The sequence below is a fragment of the Paenibacillus sp. 1-18 genome (assembly GCF_000520755.1).
In the GTDB taxonomy this organism is placed as follows: Bacteria; Bacillota; Bacilli; order Paenibacillales; family Paenibacillaceae; genus Paenibacillus; species Paenibacillus brasilensis.
Genome location: NZ_ASSB01000024.1, coordinates 1 through 21,661 on the forward strand (window position 1 = coordinate 1; position 21,661 = coordinate 21,661).

The 21,661-nt window shown below is 43.4% G+C and carries 13 protein-coding genes and 4 pseudogenes; 15 read left to right on the forward strand and 2 right to left on the reverse strand.

Features of this window, described 5'->3' with window-relative positions; all coding sequences use genetic code 11:
• Nucleotides 1–256: 256 nt before the first annotated feature.
• Together L693_RS0101480 and L693_RS0101485 are read right to left on the reverse strand one after the other, a co-directional pair.
• Nucleotides 257–1,250, reverse strand: a pseudogene (locus L693_RS0101480) (carbohydrate kinase family protein).
• Between the two features lie 22 nt (nt 1,251–1,272).
• Complete coding sequence (locus tag L693_RS0101485) at nt 1,273–2,304, reverse strand: LacI family DNA-binding transcriptional regulator (RefSeq protein ID WP_025715746.1); 1,032 nt, start codon at nt 2,302–2,304, stop codon at nt 1,273–1,275.
• A 513-nt stretch (nt 2,305–2,817) separates the two neighbouring features.
• Between L693_RS0101485 and L693_RS0101490 the strand changes: the two genes are divergently transcribed.
• The 15 genes and pseudogenes from L693_RS0101490 to L693_RS27550 form a co-directional block, all read left to right on the forward strand.
• On the forward strand, nt 2,818–3,702 hold the full coding sequence (locus tag L693_RS0101490) for an ABC transporter permease (RefSeq protein WP_231503495.1): 885 nt from the start codon (nt 2,818–2,820) through the stop codon (nt 3,700–3,702).
• A gap of 15 nt (nt 3,703–3,717) precedes the next feature.
• Entirely contained in the window at nt 3,718–4,599 is an 882-nt protein-coding gene (locus L693_RS0101495; protein WP_025715748.1) for a carbohydrate ABC transporter permease, read from the forward strand.
• An 18-nt stretch (nt 4,600–4,617) separates the two neighbouring features.
• Nucleotides 4,618–6,237: an ABC transporter substrate-binding protein gene (locus L693_RS0101500; RefSeq protein ID WP_025715749.1), complete on the forward strand. Its 1,620-nt coding sequence runs from the start codon at nt 4,618–4,620 to the stop codon at nt 6,235–6,237.
• A gap of 19 nt (nt 6,238–6,256) precedes the next feature.
• Complete coding sequence (locus tag L693_RS0101505; protein ID WP_081752064.1) at nt 6,257–7,843, forward strand: glycoside hydrolase family 32 protein; 1,587 nt, start codon at nt 6,257–6,259, stop codon at nt 7,841–7,843.
• Nucleotides 7,844–8,257: 414 nt separating this feature from the next.
• Nucleotides 8,258–11,047, forward strand: coding sequence for a sigma-54-dependent transcriptional regulator (locus L693_RS0101510; RefSeq protein ID WP_025715751.1), 2,790 nt, complete (start codon nt 8,258–8,260; stop codon nt 11,045–11,047).
• A 359-nt stretch (nt 11,048–11,406) separates the two neighbouring features.
• Nucleotides 11,407–12,417: pseudogene (locus L693_RS32240) on the forward strand (glycoside hydrolase family 32 protein); the annotation flags it as partial.
• Between the two features lie 42 nt (nt 12,418–12,459).
• A pseudogene (locus L693_RS32245) lies at nt 12,460–12,894 on the forward strand (family 16 glycoside hydrolase); the annotation flags it as partial.
• A gap of 318 nt (nt 12,895–13,212) precedes the next feature.
• A complete protein-coding gene (locus L693_RS32250) occupies nt 13,213–14,940 on the forward strand; it encodes a GH32 C-terminal domain-containing protein (protein ID WP_442950161.1) in 1,728 nt (575 codons plus the stop codon).
• Nucleotides 14,941–15,450: 510 nt separating this feature from the next.
• On the forward strand, nt 15,451–16,380 hold the full coding sequence (locus L693_RS0101520; RefSeq protein ID WP_049825017.1) for an ArsR family transcriptional regulator: 930 nt from the start codon (nt 15,451–15,453) through the stop codon (nt 16,378–16,380).
• Between the two features lie 130 nt (nt 16,381–16,510).
• A complete protein-coding gene (locus L693_RS0101525; RefSeq protein ID WP_025715752.1) occupies nt 16,511–17,425 on the forward strand; it encodes a class I SAM-dependent methyltransferase in 915 nt (304 codons plus the stop codon).
• A 209-nt stretch (nt 17,426–17,634) separates the two neighbouring features.
• Nucleotides 17,635–17,979 (forward strand): PadR family transcriptional regulator, encoded by a 345-nt coding sequence (locus L693_RS0101530; RefSeq protein WP_049825018.1) that lies wholly within the window; start codon nt 17,635–17,637, stop codon nt 17,977–17,979.
• A complete protein-coding gene (locus L693_RS0101535) occupies nt 17,972–18,526 on the forward strand; it encodes a DUF1700 domain-containing protein (RefSeq protein WP_025715754.1) in 555 nt (184 codons plus the stop codon). Before L693_RS0101530 ends, L693_RS0101535 begins: the two co-directional genes overlap by 8 nt.
• Before the next feature lie 349 nt (nt 18,527–18,875).
• Nucleotides 18,876–19,238, forward strand: a complete 363-nt coding sequence (locus L693_RS0101545) for a MarR family winged helix-turn-helix transcriptional regulator (protein ID WP_197029823.1) — start codon at nt 18,876–18,878, stop codon at nt 19,236–19,238.
• 31 nt (nt 19,239–19,269) lie between these two features.
• On the forward strand, nt 19,270–21,159 hold the full coding sequence (locus L693_RS0101550) for a heparinase II/III domain-containing protein (RefSeq protein WP_049825019.1): 1,890 nt from the start codon (nt 19,270–19,272) through the stop codon (nt 21,157–21,159).
• A gap of 99 nt (nt 21,160–21,258) precedes the next feature.
• Nucleotides 21,259–21,661: pseudogene (locus L693_RS27550) on the forward strand (glycosyl hydrolase); the annotation flags it as partial.

Genomic DNA, 21,661 nt, shown 5'->3' on the forward strand with positions numbered 1-21,661 from the left:
AACTGCTGTTAACTTCTAGAATTTCGCGAATATTTTTTTGCATTTTGCGATATAAAAATATCCACTAAAGACGCGATGCTCCCGTTTTATTTTATTAATCGTGAATAACAAGAATCCGCTTCATAAATAATAAGTTTTAATCTTCATCAAGCTTCCCGTCAGATAAGCGAAAGATCACCCTGATCAGCATTACCTTCCAAAGAATAACTAAAAAGGTGCCCGGCGACCCTGGGATCGTTGGACACCTTTTCTGTTCTTACGCTTCAATTTTTGATTCACCCTGTTGCTCTACGAAACGCTTAACTTCTTCCAACGACGGCAAGGCTGCAATCGCTCCAACTTTGGTGCACACGATAGCGCCGACTTGATTGGCAAGTGTTACAAATTCCTGCTGCTGCTTCGCGTTGGAGGTAAATGCCTTAGGCTGACTCAGCTGGCTGATTTGATACAGCATAGCTCCGACGAAGGCATCTCCGGCTCCGGTAGAGTCGATCGATTTAACAGTAATACTGCTGATTAGCGAACGGGAGGCACCGCTTGAGATGAGGGTTCCTTCTTTCCCCAAGGTAACTGCTACTGTCTTGGCTCCCAACCCATGCAAAAGATCCAATGAAGCATGGCGATCAGTCAGCCCTGTGATGATGCTTAATTCCTCTTCACTTACCTTTACGAAATCCGCATTGTGTATTCCTCTTCTGGACAGTGCGATAAATTCCTCAAGCCTGTCTTTCCAGAGGTCCCCCCGGTAATTGGGATCAAAGGAGGTGAATTGCCCATTGGCTTTCGCTTCGTCCAATAAAGATAAATACGCTTCACGGAAAGGATCGGCGAGCAAGGCCGTTGCCGAGCCAAAATGCAGAATGGCAGCCTGCCGGACCTATTCTTTATCAATGTCCTGCAGAGACAGCTGACGGTCAGCTCCGCGGTTGAACACGAAATCCCGTTCGCCGTTAGCGGTAAGGGAAACAAAGGCCAGTGTAGTCGGTGTTGCCGGATCAAAAAGGAGCATGGACGTATCCACATGCTGCTCATCCAGTGTTTGCTTCAGGTACATGCCGAAGGGATCAGCTCCGACTTTCCCCAAGAATGACGCTTTTCCTCCGAGCTTGGCTACGGCTGCTCACATTTGCCGGAGCGCCGCCAGCCTGCTTGGAGAAATGCTGACCCTTGGCAAGATTGACGTCAATATCTGTACAGAAAAAATCAATGAGCAGCTCTCCCACACAAAGAATCGTTCCGTTATTTTTCACTTTGCTTCACCTCTTGATAGATTTAGTTTAGAACAGGCGTCGAGTCCCTGTATACGATATCCGTTGCCACATGGGTCACTCGGTATGGCATGGTATTCTCTTTGATTCTGGACAATAACATTTTGGCTGAAATAATACCCATTTGTCTACTGTAAATATGCACGGTTGTAAGATGGGGCTCGACAACCCGGGATTCCGAAGCATCATCGAACCCGCAGACAGCAACATCTTCTGGAACTATAATCCCCTTGTTCTTCAACGATTTGATCACGCTGATGGCAATGAAATCATTGGCGCAAATAAAGACGGAGGGGTACTCCTTGAGGGCATCCAATTGCTGCTCCATCCAGCTCTCCTCTATAAAGAAGTTGCGGTCCGGCGCTACAATACTATGGGCAGGATTCGGGGTGACTCCGGCTTCTGCCAGGGCCTTATTGAATCCGGTCCAGCGTTCATTGAAGCTTTTGCAATGATTGTAATCGCCTACAAAACCGAAGCTTTCATAGCCATGATTGATTAATTTCCGGGTAACACAGTATGTGCTGTGCTCATTTTCCATTAATACGAGATCCGCCTTTAATTCCGGATACATCATATCCGCAGCGCAATCAATGAAAATGGTTGGGATGCCAAGATCCGTGATCAGCTTGCTGTATTCCTTACTGAACATTTCGATGCAGAAGATGCCAGCTACATTCGAAGGCTCGAAATTACCAGGTAGGGTCATCGTATTGATATCGTTCTCACGAACAAAGAAAATGGATAAAGTATAGCCCTGGTTGCTGATTTCCTTCTCGAGCCCGCTGATCAGCAGCGATCCAAAGTGTGAGCTATTGGGAAGATTACAGGTCAAAAGTGCGATATTGCCTTGTTTTTCAGAGGCTGTTTCCATATAAGAAAATTGTTTGTATTTAAGCTCCATCGCTTTTTTGATCACCTTGTCCCTGGTAACGGCAGGAATATTCTCCACTCCATTAAGCGCCTTGGATGCAGTGTTTCTGGAAATCCCCAAGGCATCAGCGATATCCTGAATAGTAACCTTTGACTTTCTCATCATATTGTTCCACCTTATTCTCCGAATTAAGATTCTTCATATTTCTAAATATATAGTACTTTCATGCTTTTAACAATGAATTTATCCAAATGAACAAAAAAAGTTTACATTTATTCATTTAAATAGTGCGTTTTTAAGAGATGAATGTTAAAAATAATACATTTTATCTTAGTTCATGCATTTATGACGAATTTATTTGCCCGAAATATATTGACTTATTAAATGTCCATCTGTTAAATTGTAAGAGTAAATAATGTTCAAATGTAAAATGTAAACCCATTCATTTTGTGAAAGTGTAAACTGCTAGTTCTGTTGGAGGTGGGGATATAACCAGAAAAGCATTTGAAAAACATCTTGGTGAATTATGTCAGAGAGATGACATAACATGGCTTATAAATTGTCTTTCATAACAAGCCGTGAACAGTAGGAGGGAAAAGATTGGCAAACTTGATCGTTCAAAAAAGGGGAGTTAGGGCTTCAGAAACAAAAAAAAGAAACCATTGGCTAAGCTACATGGTTCGAAATTATATATTATATTTGTTTCTGGTTCCGTCCATAATTCTTACCGTCATTTTCAAGTATGTTCCCATGTATGGCTCGATCATTGCGTTTAAAAATTTCAGTCCAAGAAAAGGCATCATGGGCAGCGAATGGGTTGGATTCGAACATTTTCAGCGGTTTCTTTCATCACCAAATTTTTATGCCATTTTAATGAATACGCTTAAATTAAGCGCTTACGGTCTTATTCTCGGTTTCCCAGTACCCATCATTCTGGCTTTGATGCTCAATCTGATCCGAGGAGCGAAGCTCAAAAAGAATATTCAGCTTATTGTATACGCACCTAACTTTATCTCGGTTGTTGTTGTTGCCGGCATGCTGTTTGTTTTTCTATCGCCGACTGGAATAGTGAACGCTATGATCACAACCTTCACCGGCAAGCCGATTTCTTTTATGACTGATCCCGCCTATTTCCGAACGGTATATATTTTGTCCGGTATATGGCAAACAGCGGGCTGGTCCTCAATCATTTATGTAGCCACCTTGTCGAATGTGGACCCGCAGTTGCATGACGCTGCAACAATTGATGGCGCTTCTTTGATCAAGAGAATCTTGCACATTGATCTGCCGGCTCTCAAACCCGTTATGGCCGTCCTGTTCATTCTCGCTGCAGGGGGCATCATGTCAATCGGTTATGAAAAGGCTTTCCTGATGCAAACAGCTCTGAACACGCCAACCTCGGAAATCATCGCAACTTATGTATACAAGGTGGGGTTGCAATCCGGTGATTATGCTTATTCTACGGCAATCGGGTTATTCAATTCCGTGATTAATGTAGTCCTGCTGATTTTCGTAAATACCGTCGTCAAGAAGCTGAACGAAGGGGAAGGGCTGTATTAAAGAAGGAGGTACTCAATGAATATTCAATACACCGGGAAGGACCGGATTCTGCTCATCATCAATTATATTTTGCTTGGATTGTTTGTTCTCGCTATTCTGTTACCGCTGATTTATGTGGTGCTTGCGTCCTTTTTGACTCCAAACACCCTGATTACCAAAGGACTGGCCATTACATCATCTGACTGGACAGTCACGGGATATGCCAAAATCCTAAACAACAGTGCCATGGTCCGCGGTTTTTTTAATGCTATTTTTTATTCAGCAGCCTTTGCGTTCGCAACCGTATTTTTTTCCGTCTTCGCGGCTTACCCGCTTGCGATTGAAGGGCTGGTCGGGAAACGGCCGATTATGATCTTTTTCCTGATTACGATGTTTTTCGGGGGCGGTCTGATTCCGACCTATCTCGTGGTTAAGGATTTAGGCATGTTGAATACGGTGTGGGCCATAATTCTCCCCGGCTCGATCAGCGTATTCAATATTATTTTGGCAAAGACTTACTTCCAGGGGCTTCCCAAAGAGCTGTTCCAGGCGGCGAGCATAGACGGAGCTTCCGAGCTCACTATTTTCTTTAAAATCGTCTTGCCGTTGTCGAAGCCTATTATTTTTGTTCTGGCTTTATACGCTTTTGTCGGGCAGTGGAACTCTTATTTCGACGCCATGATTTATCTCGATGATCCGAAGCTGTTTCCGCTTCAACTGGTGCTGCGCTCCATTCTGATACAGAATCAGGTTCAGCCCGGTATGATTGCCGATGCACTGGCGCAAGCGGAGCTTAAGAAATTGTCCGAAATGATAAAATACTCTGCTATTGTCATATCAAGTTTGCCTTTGATTGTCATGTATCCATTCTTCCAGAAGTATTTCGAAAAGGGTGCCATGGTAGGGTCGATCAAATAACACACCGGGGGAATAGAGATGAAAAAAACATTACTAACCTTGTCAGTGCTGGTACTTTCTACTTCATTGCTTGCTGGATGCGGCGGTGCAGACAATAATTCTGCTGCATCCGAAGATTACAAGCTAAACAACGTCACTCTGCCGCTTAAAGAGAAAGTTAGCTTGCATTTTATGACTCAAAGCTCGCCGCTGGCACCTTCCGATCCAAATAAAAAGCTGATTTATAAAAGACTGGAAGAAAAAACGGGTGTGCATATCGACTTTACCAACTTCACCTCTGATTCTTTCATTGAGAAAAGAAACCTGGCGGTTGCCAGCGGGGATCTTCCAGATGCCATACTGGATGCCGGCTATTCCGACTACGATTTGCTGAACCTCGGAAAGGATGGAACCATTATCCCGCTGGAGGATCTGATTGATAAATATATGCCGAATTTGCAGAAGGTATTGAAGGCAGCGCCTGAGTACAGATCCATGATGACCGCACAGGATGGGCATATTTATGCTTTTCCTTGGATTGAGGAACTGGGGGCCGGGAAGGAAAGCATTCATTCTGTAAATGACATGCCATGGATCAATGTGGAGTGGCTGAAAAAGCTGGGGCTTAAAATGCCAAAAACCACCGAGGATTTAAAAAACGTCCTGCTCGCATTTAAAAATGGCGATCCTAACGGAAATGGCAAAGCAGATGAAATTCCGCTGTCCTTCATACTCAATAATGGCAATGAGGACCTGAATTTTCTGTTCGGATCATTCGGTCTTGGGGACAACGGCGATCATACGGTAGTCACCAATGAGGGGAAAGTGGTCTTCACCGCCGATCAGGATGGTTACAAAGAGGGGATTAAATACCTTAATGAGCTGTATAAACTGAACCTGATCGACGAGGAATCATTCGAGCAGGATTATAACACGTATCTGGCCAAAGGCCAGAGTGAAAGATATGGCCTCTACTTCCAATGGGATAAGGCGAATATTTCAGGAGACAACGATAAATATGATTTGATGAATCCGCTCGCGGGACCAAGCGGTGAAGTCAATGTAACCCGGACAAACAATCTCGGCTTTGACCGGGGGAGAATGGTGATTACCAGCGCCAACAAAAATCTCGAGCTTACGGCAAAATGGATTGACCAGCTGTATGATCCCATCCAGTCCGTACAGGACAATTGGGGCACCTACGGCGATAAAACTCAGCAGAACATTTTTGAGTACGATGAAGCGAGTCATATGCTGAAGCATCTTCCGCTTAACGGAACTGCCCCTGTCGAGCTGCGGCAAAAAACGAATATCGGTGGTCCATTGGCAATTCTTGACGAGTATTACGGAACCGTGACGACCAAGCCCGCCGATGCAGTGGGACGGCTCAAGCTCATGAAAGAAAGACTCGTTCCTTATATGAAGGCTGACCATAATTTCCCGAAAGTCTTCTTCTCGCTGGAGGATCAGAAGCAGATCTCCACACTGGAAACCGATTTGTTTGCTTACGTTAACCGCAAACGGGCGGAATGGATCAAAACGGGCAAAGTGGAAGAAGAGTGGGCGGAATATAAGACCGAGCTGTCCAGACTGGGACTCGACAAATGGCTGGAAATTAAACAAAAAGGCTATGACAGATACCTTAAAGGTCAAGGCTGAAACATTTAACAAGAGGAGAGTGGACACCATTAAAGGAATGAATCTAACGGACGACAATAGCAGCAGAAAAGGATCACGAAGCGATTATTATAGAGAGACATACAGACCTCAATTTCATTATTCACCAGAGAAAAATTGGATGAACGATCCCAACGGCATGGTTTACTACGAAGGAGAGTACCACTTGTTCTACCAGCATACGCCCCATGATACACGGCCTGACTTTGGTAGGATGCATTGGGGGCATGCGGTAAGCAAGGATCTAGTGCATTGGGATGAACTCCCACCGGCAATTCCGCCTGGGGAGGATGGTGCGATTTTCTCGGGAAGTGCGGTAGTGGATAAGAACAATACCAGCGGATTTTTCAACGAAGAAGGATCAGGATTGGTTGCAATTTATACGAATGAGGGCAACAAGGCTCAGCCTGGCAAGTCGCAGGTGCAAAGTATTGCTTACAGCAAGGATCAAGGCCGAACCTGGACAAAATATGAAGGTAACCCGGTTTTATTCCCAACGGACACGCTAGACTTTCGTGATCCGAAGGTGTTTTGGCATGATGAGTCGTCGATGTGGATCATGGTTCTTGCCGTAAGAGATCGTGTAGAATTTTACTCGTCTCCAAATTTGAAAGAATGGACTTTTGCAAGCGAATTCGGTGCCGACATTCCGGGTATCCACCGAGGGGTATTTGAATGTCCTGATGTATTTCGAATTCCAGTGGATGAGGATCCGAATACCATGAAGTGGATTCTGATGCTAAGCGTCGGGGATAGAAATGGTGTGAATCCAAACGATCCAGAACCACCGGCAGGCGGTTCGGGCATGATGTATTTTATAGGCAACTTTGACGGTAAGGCATTTACTCTGGATGAAACATTGGAATCTTTTGATAGCATCAAATGGGTAGACTACGGATCAGATTTTTACGCGGCCGTGACCTGGAATGGCATTCCAAACGAGAACGGACGAAAGATTTGGGTCGGCTGGATGAACAATTGGCGTTATGCTACCACGCTGCCTTCGGAGGAATGGCGTGGCAAGACATCAATTCCCCGGGAGCTACAGCTTAGGACTTATCCGGAGGGACTTCGCTTAATCCAAGCACCCATTAGTGAATTAAGTCAGCTAAGAAAACCAATTTTGTCTCTGCAAGACTTGACGATTAAGCCAGGTATGAACGTATTGTCTGATATTTCCGCTGCAAAGGCAGAAATTATTGCAGAATTTGAAATCGGTACTGCCGTGGAATTCGGGTTTAAAGTACGGAAGTCTTCCGATCAGGAGACGATCATCGGATATAATATCTCGAATGGGGAGTTGTTCGTTGATCGGACGAAGTCGAGCACCATTGATTTCCATACCGATTTTACAGCAAAACACAAGGCTCCTATGAAGCCAGAGCATGAACGGATACAGTTGAGCATTTACGTGGATTGGTCAAGTGTCGAGGTCTTCGGCAATCATGGAAAAATAATCATTTCGGACATGATTTTTCCTGAATTGGAAAGCATGGGGCTAGAACTCTATGCCGTTGGTGGAGAACTAAGGGTTGTGTCGCTTCAAATCAATGATCTGGTAAGCATTTGGGGAAATGAGACTGTTTAACACAGAATAAAGTAACATCTTCTGCCTGGACACATAACACCCGGTCGGCTCACAACCGTATCGGGTGTTTTCGTATCCTTTGAAAGTTAGCAGAAGTCGAAAGACGTAAGAATCTGTCCGAGGGTTAATGAGCAAATCCAAGATGGTAGCTTATCTAATTAATTTTATTACGCGTTGCTTAGAGTTAGATGAGTTCGGCAACTTCTGGGGGTATTGAGCGCTTATTCCTCGAAAGCGTTTGAAGACCTATAGAAGATAGAAAATGCTCCCCTTGAGGTCAAAGCAGCTGCGGACACCGTAACTCTATCGAATGATGAGGATGGAGTAGCTCATGCGCTGATAAAAATGTTCTGTTCACTGAACAAGCAGGTTGAAATCAATTTTCAAGGACTGATTCCGACTGGAGGAAAACAGGTGAAACGAATAGACAAGATATTGGAGTATATTGCCGAAAACACCAAGAAAATTTCCGAAGAGGCTTTGCTTGACGGAGAAGGGATTACGGTTACGGAAATTGCTGACAATCAAAAAATGCTTAGAAACAATGTGAGCAAAGAGTTGAACAATCTCCTGCGTGCCGGTCTAGTCCTTAAAATCAAAGGAAGACCGGTCAAGTTTCTGCACAAGCAGGTTATAGAAGACACCTTTCGGGTCCGGATGAAAGAGAAACAAATTGAGGTTAAAAGTATTAAGGATGTACTGCTGCCTGGTGAACAGGTCGATCCGTTCCACGCCTTGATCGGTTTCAGGGGCAGCATGCGAAACCAGGTTGAGCAGGGGAAGGCGGCAATTCTGTATCCTCCAAGAGGCCTGCATACGCTGATAGTGGGACAGACAGGTGTTGGAAAAACTATGTTTGCCAGGTTGATGTACCATTATGGCAAGCATATGAAGCGATTTGCAGAGCATGCGCCATTTATCGTTTTTAACTGCGCTGATTATTTCAATAATCCCCAACTGTTACTTTCCCACATTTTTGGTCATGTGAAAGGAGCGTTTACCGGAGCAGATCAGGAAAAAGCAGGTCTGGTGGAGAAGGCTGACGGAGGGATCCTATTTTTGGATGAGATTCACCGTTTGCCCCCGGAAGGCCAGGAAATGATATTCTATTTCATGGATAACCACAGCTATAACAAATTGGGCGAAACGGACCGGAACAGAGACGCGAATGTGTTGTTAATTGGAGCAACAACGGAAGACCCCGCATCTTCCATGCTGAAAACCTTCATCAGGCGCATACCCATTACGATCAATATTCCTTCCTTTCAGGAGCGTACTATTGAGGAGCGGTTGTTGATCTTAAAGCATTTGTTCAATAGCGAGGCCCATCGGGTAAACAAGCCAATCAGGGCTGAATCAGAGGTAGTGAAAGCACTGATCGGAAGCGTCACCTTCGGCAATATCGGCCAGTTAAAGTCCAACATCCAGCTGGTCTGTGCTAAAGGATTTTTAAACACCATTCATGAAAACAAAGAAGAAATAGGACTTGATTTTAAAAACCTGCCGGGAAACATCCGAGAGGGCTTATTCAATATCGGTAAGACAAGGGGAGAGAGGGACGAAGTGGGAATTCTTCCCTCATACCTGTATTTTACTCCCGAAGGAAAAATAGAATTGGAAGAAGAGGTTGATTCCGAGCTGCCGTTTAATCTTTACAGACTGATTGAGGATAAGATTGGCATGCTGAAGGAAGAAGGGCTTGACGACAGCTACATCAACAGATTTATAACTACGGATGTCAATAACCATATTAAAAGTTTTTATAACCGGTTTTATAACACTAAGGGGAGCAGGGAACGGATCCTGAAAATTGTGGATAAAGACATCCTCGAATTCGCTGAGCAGGTAAAGGAAATGGTCGAAAAAGAACTGAGCCGAATATACAGTGAGCGGTTCGTATATGCCTTCAGCCTTCATTTAAGTGTCTTTTTCAAGCGAATCAGAGAAGATCAATATGGTGAAGTACGGATTTATGAACCGATTGATGTCAATGATGAAGAGTACAGACTAGCCCAGACTATCAAAAATTTGATCGAGAGCAAGTTCGAGGTGAGCGTGCCCGAGGCCGAAATAACTTATCTGGCGATTCTCTTGAAATCTGTAGAGGAGGAGCGCCAGGGAAATGTGGGAATTATTGTGGCTGCACACGGGAAGAGTACCGCGAGCAGCATTGTCGGCGTCGTCGACAGCTTGCTGGGCAGTTCTAATCTTTGCGCGGTAGATATGCCTCTCGATGTCAGTCCCCGGGAAATTTTGGAGCTAATTATTGACAAAGTAAAGACTATTGACAGTGGTAGAGGCGTGCTGCTGTTGGTTGATATGGGTTCTTTGCTCAATCTTGAAGCAACTATTATGGAACGTGTCGGAGTCAAGGTGAAAACTATTGATATGGTCTCTACTCCGCTCACGCTTGAAGCTGTGCGAAAAGCCAGTGTTTTGTGTATGGAGATAGAGGAGATATACCAATCCCTAAAGGATTTCAGGGGATATAACAATGGTGGTGCCGGAGTGAAAGCAGGGGGAGTTCATAAGGTAATTGTGACGGTTTGCTCCTCCGGCAAAGGTGCAGCGGTCAAACTGAAAGAGTTTGTGGAGAAGATCGTCTGCGATTTGACGGATGAGAAAATATTGGTTGTCCCGGCCAGCGTAAGGGAGTTGGATCAAGTGGTCAAGGATATGCGGTCCAAGCATGCAATTCTCGCCGTGGTTGGAGTAAAGCGACCAAGCCAGCCGGATATCCCGTTCATTCCCTTGGAAAAGCTGATCGAAGCAAGCGGTGAGCAGACATTGAGAGAACTACTGCTGAACAATAATCAGCTTCCTTCTGCTGCGGATCGAAGCATAGACATTAGAGAGTTGTGCGAGGACAGTCTAAAAGAATTTTTGACTTATTTGAATCCCCACAAAGTTTTGGGAATGGTGATGAGATTCGTGCAAGCGCTGGAACAGGGATTGGAAGTCAATTTTGATTATGCAACAAAAGTTCAAATTGCCGTTCACACGGCTTATGCGCTGGAACGCATGGTCATTCGCGATGGATTGGTTTATCGGGGGGAAGTGGAACTGCTCGACCAGCTTATATTCGAAGAGGTAAACCGTGCCTCCGTGATATTTGTTTCCGGTATGAACCTGACGCTGTCTGATGACGAAAAATATTATATTTGCGAAATGTTAAGCGAAGTATATAATTTTGTTTCACAGTAAGGGAGAAACAATATAAAGCGCTTTCGCATGAATATGAAAGCAGCAAGAATGATAAATAATGATCAGTTCAGACTGGCAAAAACCTCCGATAATCCGGGGGCTTTTGTTGTTTATAGATATATACCGGATGGATACAGATGTTTGGCACGGAACTTGCAATACTAATATAAATGAGAGAGACGAAAGGGGGGAGACCAGAATTTTGTGACGTATACAGCTTGAATCCATGGAATTGAGCTACGGAGAAAATGTAAACGCTTTATTTTTTGCCATTGTAGTACAATAGAGAAGTTGTAAAATTTCAAAAAAGGATGTGAAAGATTGTGAAGAGGAAGTTAAATGTGCTGCTTATTTGTTTTATGGTAATGGGTTTACCTTTAACTCCCGCCTTTGCTGCGGACCCTGGTTATTATGATGAACCATACCGTAATCAGATTCATTTTTCCCCCGAGACTAACTGGATGAATGACCCGAATGGAATGGTTTATTATAAGGGTGAATATCACTTATTTTATCAACACAATCCCTATGGGACGACATGGGGATCGTTGCATTGGGGTCATGCCGTAAGTAAAGATCTTGTTCATTGGAAACATTTACCGATCGCATTATCTCCTGATGAAAAAGGGCAAATTTTCTCAGGCAGTGCTGTGATTGATTGGAACAACACAGCAGGATTTGGAAAAGAAGCGATGGTGGCTATCTTTACTCATGCAGGAGAAAAAGGCCAAGTTCAAAGTATTGCCTACAGCCTAGACAAAGGAAGAACGTGGAAGATGTATAAAGGGAATCCAGTAATGCCAAATCCACCTTTGCCGGATTGGCGTGATCCAAAAGTATTTTGGCATGAAGACTCCCATCAGTGGGTCATGTTATTAGCTGCAAAGGATAAAATGATGTTTTATACCTCACCCAATTTAAAAGAGTGGAATTACGCAAGTGAATTTGGCCAAGATGGCGGGATACAAGCAAATAGCCTTGATAGAACTTCTTATGCCATGTCTTCACAAACTGGTGGATCATTTACTTATGAAGGGAATATTACCCTTAACGAAAAGAATGGCCGGGAGGGAGCAGGTGGTCTAGTTTTTCGTGCTGATAAGAATGCGAAAAACGGCTATGTTGTCAGCTTAGATGCAAAAAATGATGTCGTAACATTAAATAAGAATATAAATGGATCGAACCAGGAAATAGCGAGAAGTTCCTTAACCCTCGAAACCTCATCTACTTACAATGTACGGGTGAACGCAGAAGGCGATCATATTCAGGTATTTGTAAACGATAAGCCTATTATTGAGAAAATAGATACTGAATTTAATTACGGTTATTATGGGTTAACAGCCTGGAATTCAACAGCTGCCTTTCGAAATGTAGAATTTAAGAATACCTCTAACTTTGCAAACAACTTATCAAAATGGAAAGTTGTAAATGGCAAATGGGAAGACACAATAGATGGAAAAAGTGGAACTTCTACAGAGAATGCTTTTATCATGAGCGGCCAAACAGGGGATAACTTTTTATATGAGGCAGACATTGAGGTAGCAGGTAATGGTACGGGTTCACTCGTTTTTAGAGCAGATGCTAATGCAGCGAATGGGTATATAGCGAATATTGATCCTTTAAACGATAAATTAAAAATCTTAAAAGTTGAAAACGGAAACATATCCGTTCTAGCTGAAAAAACAGCCTCTCTTGATACTGATAAAAGGCATCATTTAAAAGTGAGTACCTATGGAGAAAATATTAAAATGTATGTAGATGGCAATCTTATTCATGATGTGAATGATGCGACGTTCTCGTCAGGTAATTTTGGTTTGCACCTTTGGAATTCTTCTGTCCTATTCCAAGATGTTCAATTAGGCAAGAATATCATTACCGATGAAAAAGAAATTGCCAACCATGATTTTGAAACGGGGGACTTGACCGGGTGGACTATCGAACAAGGAAATGCTTTTACAAATAAGCATGTAACAGATATAGCATCTTATTGGGGTGGATCTTTTGGCCATCAAGGAAACTATCACTTGTGGGGATTTTCTGATATTCACAAGGGAGATGACGCAACAGGAGAATTGCATTCCCCGTATTTTAAACTAGGAGGTTCTGGAGAAATCAACCTGTTATTAGGAGGCGGTAATGATATTAGCAACCGCTATGTTTCATTAGTGAGAGCTTCTGATGACCAAGAATTGATTCGTCAAGCTAACACAAAATTCGAGGACGAAAAATATAAAAAATACGTATGGGATGCATCTGAGTATATTGGTGAAGTGTTATATATTAAAGCTGTAGACCAAGCGACAGGTAGCTGGGGCCATATAAACATTGATGATGTTAATGTTTATAATGAAGGGAGCATGCCACAGGAAGTTGACCAGGTTGCAAAAGAGCCAGAGAAAAATGATATGAAACAAAGCGGCCTTCTTACAGATTGGACTGCGGTTTCCGGCGAGTGGATTCCTTCTACACATGGAAACAACGGCGGAATATGGGAATGCCCTGCATTAGTCGAATTACCAATTGATGGCGACCCTACAAAAACGAAATGGGTGCTGCATGCAAGCATTAATGATGGAGCTCCAGCAGGCGGATCAGGCATGCAATATTTTGTAGGTAGCTTTGACGGCAAAACATTTAAAAATGAAAACCCTTCCGACAAAGTGCTATGGACTGACTATGGAGCTGATTATTATGCTGCTGCAGAATGGAGCGGGATTGAAGGGAAGAAGGGTGAAAAATATTGGCTCGGCTGGATGAACAACTGGCAATATGCCAATAATTCACCGACATCAACCTGGAGAGGCTCAGGGACATTGCCGAGAAAAATGGAATTAACTCAAACAGAAGAGGGTTTGCGCTTAAAACAGACACCAGTTTCTTTAAAAAGCATTCAAGATAAGAGTGAAAAAATTTCCTACACAAATAAAGTGATATCCGGTGATAGAAATCTTTTATCCAACCTATCAGAAGATACATTTGAATTGAACGCTGTGTTTGATGTATCAGATACTGAAGCAACAGAATTTGGTTTCCAAATCCGTAAAGGAAGTGAGGAATATACGACTGTCGGTTATGATGTCTACAACGAGCAATTATTCGTTGATCGGACTCATTCAGGAGATTTCGATTATGGAAGTAATGTAGCTGGCAAGCATGAGGGACCATTACATGCTGAAAACGGCACGGTTAAATTACAGGTTATTGTTGACAGATCAGCTGTAGAGGTGTTCGGCAATGATGGTAAGACCGTTATTACCGATCAGATATTCGCGGATTCTGCAAGCAAAGGATTAAAGATCTATAGTAAGGGCGGAAATGTTAAGCTGAAATCCTTGGACCTATATCCTCTAAAGAGTATATGGAAAGAAAATAGCTCTTCTTTTAAATCAAACTTATCAGGATGGACCACCGTTAACGGGAAGTGGGCGAACACCATTCATGGAAAACAGGGACAGAGTAAGGGAGATGCATTTATAGTATCAACAGTGACTGGCAGGAATTTTGTGTATGAAGCCAATATAAACGTGCCGGATACAGATTCGATAGACAATCCCATTGGATCGGGTTCGTTGGTTTTTCGTTCTGACTTAGCAGCAAAGAATTCATATGCAGCAAATGTTGATATAAAAAATAATGTTGTAAAATTCATTAAATTTGTTGATGGGACCGGATATGACATTGCAACATATAACAATGATGGAAAAGTGGATTTACAGCCAAATACAGATTATCATCTCAAAGTAGTAGCGCAAGGCGATATCACAAAGGTTTATTTGAACAATAAATTAGTTATCGACACAAAAGATCAAACTTATAAAGAAGGATACTTTGGTCTCAATGTACGGGATACAACGGCTTTTTTTAATAAAGTTAAAGCCACCGAGCAAAGATAAGGTTGGTTAAATAATGACATTTGTATCTCTATGAGTTTAGTTTGTGTCGCCGAGCTGCGACACAAACTTTTTTTATTATAGGATCTTTCAGAGAAAGAATACCTATCAAGGTTCCTTTTTTTGGTTCTCTCTTGCATATGAAGGGATGCCTTCGTTCCAATATACAATTAAAATACCTAATTTAAATCATTAAGGAAAATATTGACTATACAATAACCTAGTGATAATATGATTTGTGAATATTTACAATAATAGAAATGGAGGTATATTTCATGATAAACAAAAAAGATAAGTTATTCTAAAGGTTGTTTCTTGCGATATTGCAGGAGACAGCCTTTTTTTTATTCATAGCCGGAACCACTGGAGTCCGATCATATCAGGCTTTTTTGCATCTTCTTGATTATAGCGCTTGTTTCGTTCATATTTGTATGCAAGGATCACAGGGAATGAACGAGTGTACGATAATATTTATAATAACGTCAGACATGAAAGAAAAGAGGACAGAGAGCGATGTGTTATGACGTGAATGCTCCTTATGATGTACATGTAGCATATGGACCGGTGTTTGAGTTGCTCAGCAGCTTGCATACCTTTATTTGCCGCAAGGCTTACAAGAAGACCGATTTATCATCGGAATGGGCGGAGCAGGTACGTGGCACGCTGTCTCCAGGTTTGTCCGGATTGCTGGAGACGATGGAAATCAATGCAGACTGGAAGGTCATCTACGGACTCGTCTGCATGCTTACCGATCAAGGAGGTATTGATGAGGTTGTAGATCGTCTGGAGAGCCAGACTGCACAGGAATTGAACGACCAGGCATTGGCCTATGGTATCCTGTTGCCTGACGATATGGAGAAGCTTCGCAGGCTTACTTTGCGGCTGTTATCCGGCTGGTATGAGGAGTATTTTCGTCACGTGGATACGAGCATTCTAAGCGGGCTGAAACAGGAAGCTGAACGCAGAAATAAGGAAAAGGATGCGTATAGTACTATGGAATGGGTGGATCGTACAACCAATGGCTTCCGGTTTGAGCCTTCCGAGGGACTAACGCGAGTGTTGCTGGTGCCACAATACCATTTTCAACCCATTAATATCATTTACCGCTTTGGATCGCTCCTGCTGTGTCATTATTCGGCCGGGATTTATGTTCAAGCAGAAGACTTTTTATCTTCGCAGGAATACCGGATGATTCGAAGCCTGGGAGAGAAGAGCAGGCTCAAGATTTTAAAATATTTGTACCAAAGCCAGTCTCCACGAACCTTTATAGAGATTGTCCGTCATCTCAAGCTGTCCAAGGGAATCACACACGACCATATTTTCAAGCTTCGTGCTTCTGGTTTCATTCATGCTCATTTTGATGGCGAAACATTGCTTGGTTACAGCGCGCGGCTTTCGGCCGTGGATGAAATGCACGCGAGTATCCTTGGCTATATGGAGTGAAATTAGATCATTTTTTTCTTGACAAAAATATTTATTTATGCTATAATTTACTTTTATGGAATTTGTGTTTATAATGAGATTCTCCTGGCCAGGGGAATCTTTTTTTGTTTATCACTAGGAGGATAAAGGTATGAAGCAAAATGAATCCAGTTTAACTTCCCTAATATCAGCTTTTGGCAGAGCATACCACAGTCAATATGACACACCCAAAATTTTTGATGATTTTATCGCAAAAGATCTGATCTCCCAAAAAGAGTTTTCAGACATCAAAGAGAATATGATTCAAGGGATACCATTTTTTAATAAAGATATTGCTCAAAGGTTCCAGGACGATCCAGATGAAATTCTAAAATGGATTACACAAGTCCAGCTTTCTCCAACGCCCTTAGCACGTGCTGCGTATTGTGAAAAAGTATTGCTTAATGAAGTAAGGTTAGGATTAAAACAGTATGTCATCCTTGGAGCTGGGTTGGATACTTTTTGTTTCCGGCATCCAGAATTGCGAAACAGTCTGGAAATATTTGAAGTCGATTATCCGGCTACACAGGAACTTAAAAAGCAAAGGTTAGATGACGCAAGTTTAAAGATCCCGAGCCATCTTCATTTTGTTCCGATGGACTTCACCCATCATTTGTCTTTTCAAAATCTAATAGCTCAAGGGTTTGATCACCAAAAAACGTTCTTTAGCCTTCTGGGTGTTTCTTATTATTTAACTAAAGAGGAAAATGCAAGATTAATAAATCATTTGTTTGCCCAAGTCCCATCGGGAAGCTCAATCGTGTTTGATTATTCAGACGAAAACCTTTTTAAAGAGAAAGGAATGTCTAACCGAGTTGATAATATGGTGAAAATGGCTTCCGCCAGTGGAGAACCAATGAAATCATGTTTCACTTATTATGAAATTGGAAATATGCTGGAAAAATCAGATTTACTAATTTATGAACATCTGTCACCAGCTACAATAAATGACCTTTTCTTTGAGAATAGGACAGATTATTTAACTGCATTTGAAACGATTCATTATATCCATGCTATAAAAAAATAATAATACCGCTCATAACAGACTCGCCTCTCAATCTATGCTTAGGATTGAGAGTTTTTTTTAACTCCAGTCACTTTATATAAAAATAATGCAGTTCTCCCTTTACAGAACCCCATTAAATTCCTATAATGAGATTTATATCTTATTAATCAGTATATTCCGATGTAACAAGTCGTGATTTTACATTGTCGAAAAGAGGTGAACACGGAGTGATGGAGTGGACTTCTCAGATAAGGAGAGGAATTCTCGAGCTATGTATTCTTCACTTAATTGAACAAAAAACAAGGTATGGATACGACATCTTGCATATTTTTCAACAATGGGGATCTCTCACTATTACAGACGGAACGATATATCCACTCTTAAGAAGATTGCAAAAAGAAAATTATATTGAGTCTTATTGGCAGCAGTCTAATTCAGGTCCGCCTAGAAAGTACTATAGGATTACCCCGTATGGAGTAAAATTAATGAATGAAATGACAAATGAGTGGGAATCAATCGTATCAGCCATCAATGATATTAAAAGCGGTAATTATAGGGAGGAAAAAAATGGATAAGAAACTTAGTTCTACAGCAGAAAAATATTTAAGAGAGCTAAATGATTATCTGCATAAACTACCAAGAGATGAACGAGAGGACTCTGTTAACGAAATCCGAAGCCATATTGAGGAAGGTTTACGTAAAGGGTACGAAGAACAGGTTATTTTCAAAAATTTAGGAAAACCCTCCGATTTAGCTAGATCTTTTATTTGGGGGGGGTACCTGAAACGGAATTCATCAAACCCGTTGGCAATATTGGGGAAGATAGGATTCTATTTTTCTGCAAGCTTCATAAGCATGTTTGTCATTCCTATTTTCACTACGTTAAGCATTGGATTTGCAGTTGGTTCTCTGCTAGCAGTTTTCGGAGGTTTAGCACGTACTTTTGGCGCAAATTGGGCGAATATGTCTTGGTTTGGCATGGAAGTTCCTAGACTGCTTAGTTTCCCCGTCTCCTTGCTAGTGGGAATGCCACTCATGTTGTTAGCTTGGGGAAGTTGGTTTTTTCTGATTAATTACATGAAATATTTGACAACAAAACATCGGAGAATACGGTTCCGTTAAAGGAATATGCAAAGAGATCAGAGATAAAATGAAATCCCGAACTAAAGAGTCAGTCAAGGTGAAGCCACACTTCGACACCTTGACTGACTTTTATTCTAATCGTGAGCGTCAAATGGCCCCCGCTACCTCGGTTATGCTGTAGTTTATTTTTCTTCATCTGACAGTCGGCGGGAGGCGAGTCTGACCAGGGCAGGAAGGATTTAATCGCTTCGGCATCAAACGAACCGGAAATCTGCGGCAACTGCTCGAAGACAAACGATATGAGAAAAACGGGTAAGGGAAGTGAATGATATTGCAAGAGAGCGATCAATTTGTAAGTCCGGAACGATCCATGAGATTGTTCTCCACAATGTATAAAACAAACCATTTAATAGTTAAAGAAGTTGAGGAGCAGCTGCAGTTCTTTAATTTAACTCTTGGAAAGTTGTACCTGCTTATATCGCTCAAGCGTCTTGGAAAGACTGCTCAGCCCTCTGAGCTTAGCGATGCTTTATCCTTAACTAGAGCCAATATAAGTGGTTTGCTGAATACGTTAGAAAGTAATTGTCTCGTGAGTCGCAGGGTAGATAGTTCTAACCGCAGACGGATTCTCGTACAGATGACGGATGTAAGTGAGAAGTTGTTGGAGAATGTTTTGCCTGTATATGTGAAAACGCTATCAAAACGCATACAAGCAAGATTATCTGACAAAGAGCAAGATCAACTGATTTGAAACGAATGCTTCTTATGGGGAGGGAATACGAATGAGTCTTTTGAAGGAGGCTTGGCCTGCTTCGCGGCTCGTGACGATGCTGGATGGCGGGGTGCAGGACACAGCAAGGCAACGGTTAAGGAGTGAATGGACAAAAAGGCTGCGTGCAACTGTCGCTGAACCGGTATACGCCGAGCTTTGGATGGACATCGAACGTGTCTGTAAGAATAGCCGGGAAACACCTTGGCCTGAGCTCTCATTCCCCCTGTTTCAACAATTTGCACATACGGGAGAACGCAAGCCGTATGAGGATGTGTACTTTGAACAGCGTGGACGACTGGCTGCCTTGGTGCTGGCAGCTGTTGCCGATTCGGAGCCATGGCGGATGAAAGAGGTGGAAAACGGCCTGCTGGAAATATGTCAGGAGTACACATGGGCGCTTCCTGCACATGTCAGGGAAGAGGACACGGTGACACCACCTTGGCAGCAGGTGGATTTATTCGCGTCCGAAACAGCGCAGATGCTGGCTGAAATTCTATTGCTGCTTGGCGAGGAACTGAACGGACATGTGGTTGCCGGGGTACGTGAAGAGGTCGAGCGCCGGGTGCTCGAGCCTGTTTTTTGGCAGCCTCGCCATTTCGAATGGGAGACAGCAGAGCATAACTGGGCGGCCGTATGTGCTTCCGGGTGCGGAATCGCTGCATTGCTGCTGACGGAAGACAGTCAGGGCAAAGCGGTAGCAATCGAGAAAATGCTCGGGACGCTGGATTACTTCCTGGAAGGCTACGGGGAAGATGGGGGGTGTCCTGAGGGCGTTGGCTACTGGGTGTACGGCTTTGGTTATTTCATTTATTTTGCCGATATGCTGCGTGCGTTTAGCGGGGAAGCCGTAAATATTCTAACCTCGGAGAAGATTGGGGAAATCGCCGCCTTTGCGGAACGGGTGCATCTGTCGGATGGCATTTTTGCCAATTATTCGGACAGCAGTGAAACCGAACGCCTGCCCTCTGGTCTTGTCTCTAATTTGAATGATTTGCAAGGGCGACGATCGGCCCTCCCTTTTCATGTATCTGGTCTGCTGGAGGACCCTTGTCGTCGCTGGGCTCACGTATTGCGCAACCTGGTATGGACAAATCCTTTGGCCTTTGGAAGCGGTGAGGCAGCCGTCGATTATTTGCCACAGCTAGGATGGATGATGTGCCGTAGCCGTAGCTCTAGCCGTAGCTCTAGCCATAGTTCCAGCCATGGCAGAGCTGCAAGGACAAAGGCTGGATCAGGCGCAATGCTTGCATTTTCAGCCAAGGGTGGGCATAACAATGAACCTCACAACCATAACGATCTTGGACATTTTATTCTTCATGGCGATGGCGAAAATCTGCTGTGTGATCTGGGAGCGGGCTTGTATACGAAAGCCTATTTTTCACCGGGACGAGAGTCGATCGTCAATATATCCTCAGGCGGTCATTCCGTGCCCGTAGTCAATGGGACCATGCAGCAATCGGGTGCAAGAGCAAAGGCGGTTGTACTCGATATTGCTGTGGATGAACAGAAGGAGGCCCGGACGGGCACAAGGTTAAAGCTTGATTTGACATCTGCGTATCCGGCAGAAGAATTAACGGTTTTCACCCGCTCCTTTGCATGGACTGTGCTGGAGGGAAACGAGGGAGCAAGGCTTACCATCACCGATCATTTTGAGTTTGAATCGTCCGGCGTGAGTATGAAGCCATGGGATGTGGAGGAGCTTTTGATCAGCCGTTTTCAGCCTAGGACAGGAGCGGGCTTCGTGGAATGGCAGGGCACGAAGGCTGCGGTCAGGCTGGATTATGATGCCAATATGCTTCGTCCAAGGATAGAGGCTGTGAAGCATGTGGATCATGACGGAGTATCCTTTGTATTTTATAAAACATCGCTGAAATGGTGTTCAGATCGGAAACCACACTGAATCGAGTGGAGGACGAATGGACACGCCAACGTAAGCTTGCCATGCTGGAAAAGCTGGTTCGTGCATATACCCCGCATCAGGATGAAACCGGAGCTATCATTGACCCCCATTCTGAAAGTGAAACGGTATTACTCTACCCCAGCCTATGCGCTGGCTGCGGCGGTGCTGGTTAAAGAAGGTCGACATGATTTACTCGAATCTGCTGCTGCAGCTTTGACGCATAGCATAGCTTGTGTAGTGGAGGAAAAAGCGCCGGATCAGCACCCGGACTTTTTTCCCATCATGATGATGGGAGTGTATCGGCTCCTGAAAAATTTGCTGCCAGAGCAAGCCACAGCCTGGAAGCAGCAGCTGAGCAGAATTGAGCCGGAGCAGACTTACATTTTTACGATGAGCAAAATGAAAAATCCGAACCGGATGATCAACTGGAATGCGATTATGATTTCCGGCGAGTTTTTGCGTGCTGCCGAAGGGCTTGCAGCCGATACCGAGTGGATGGGGG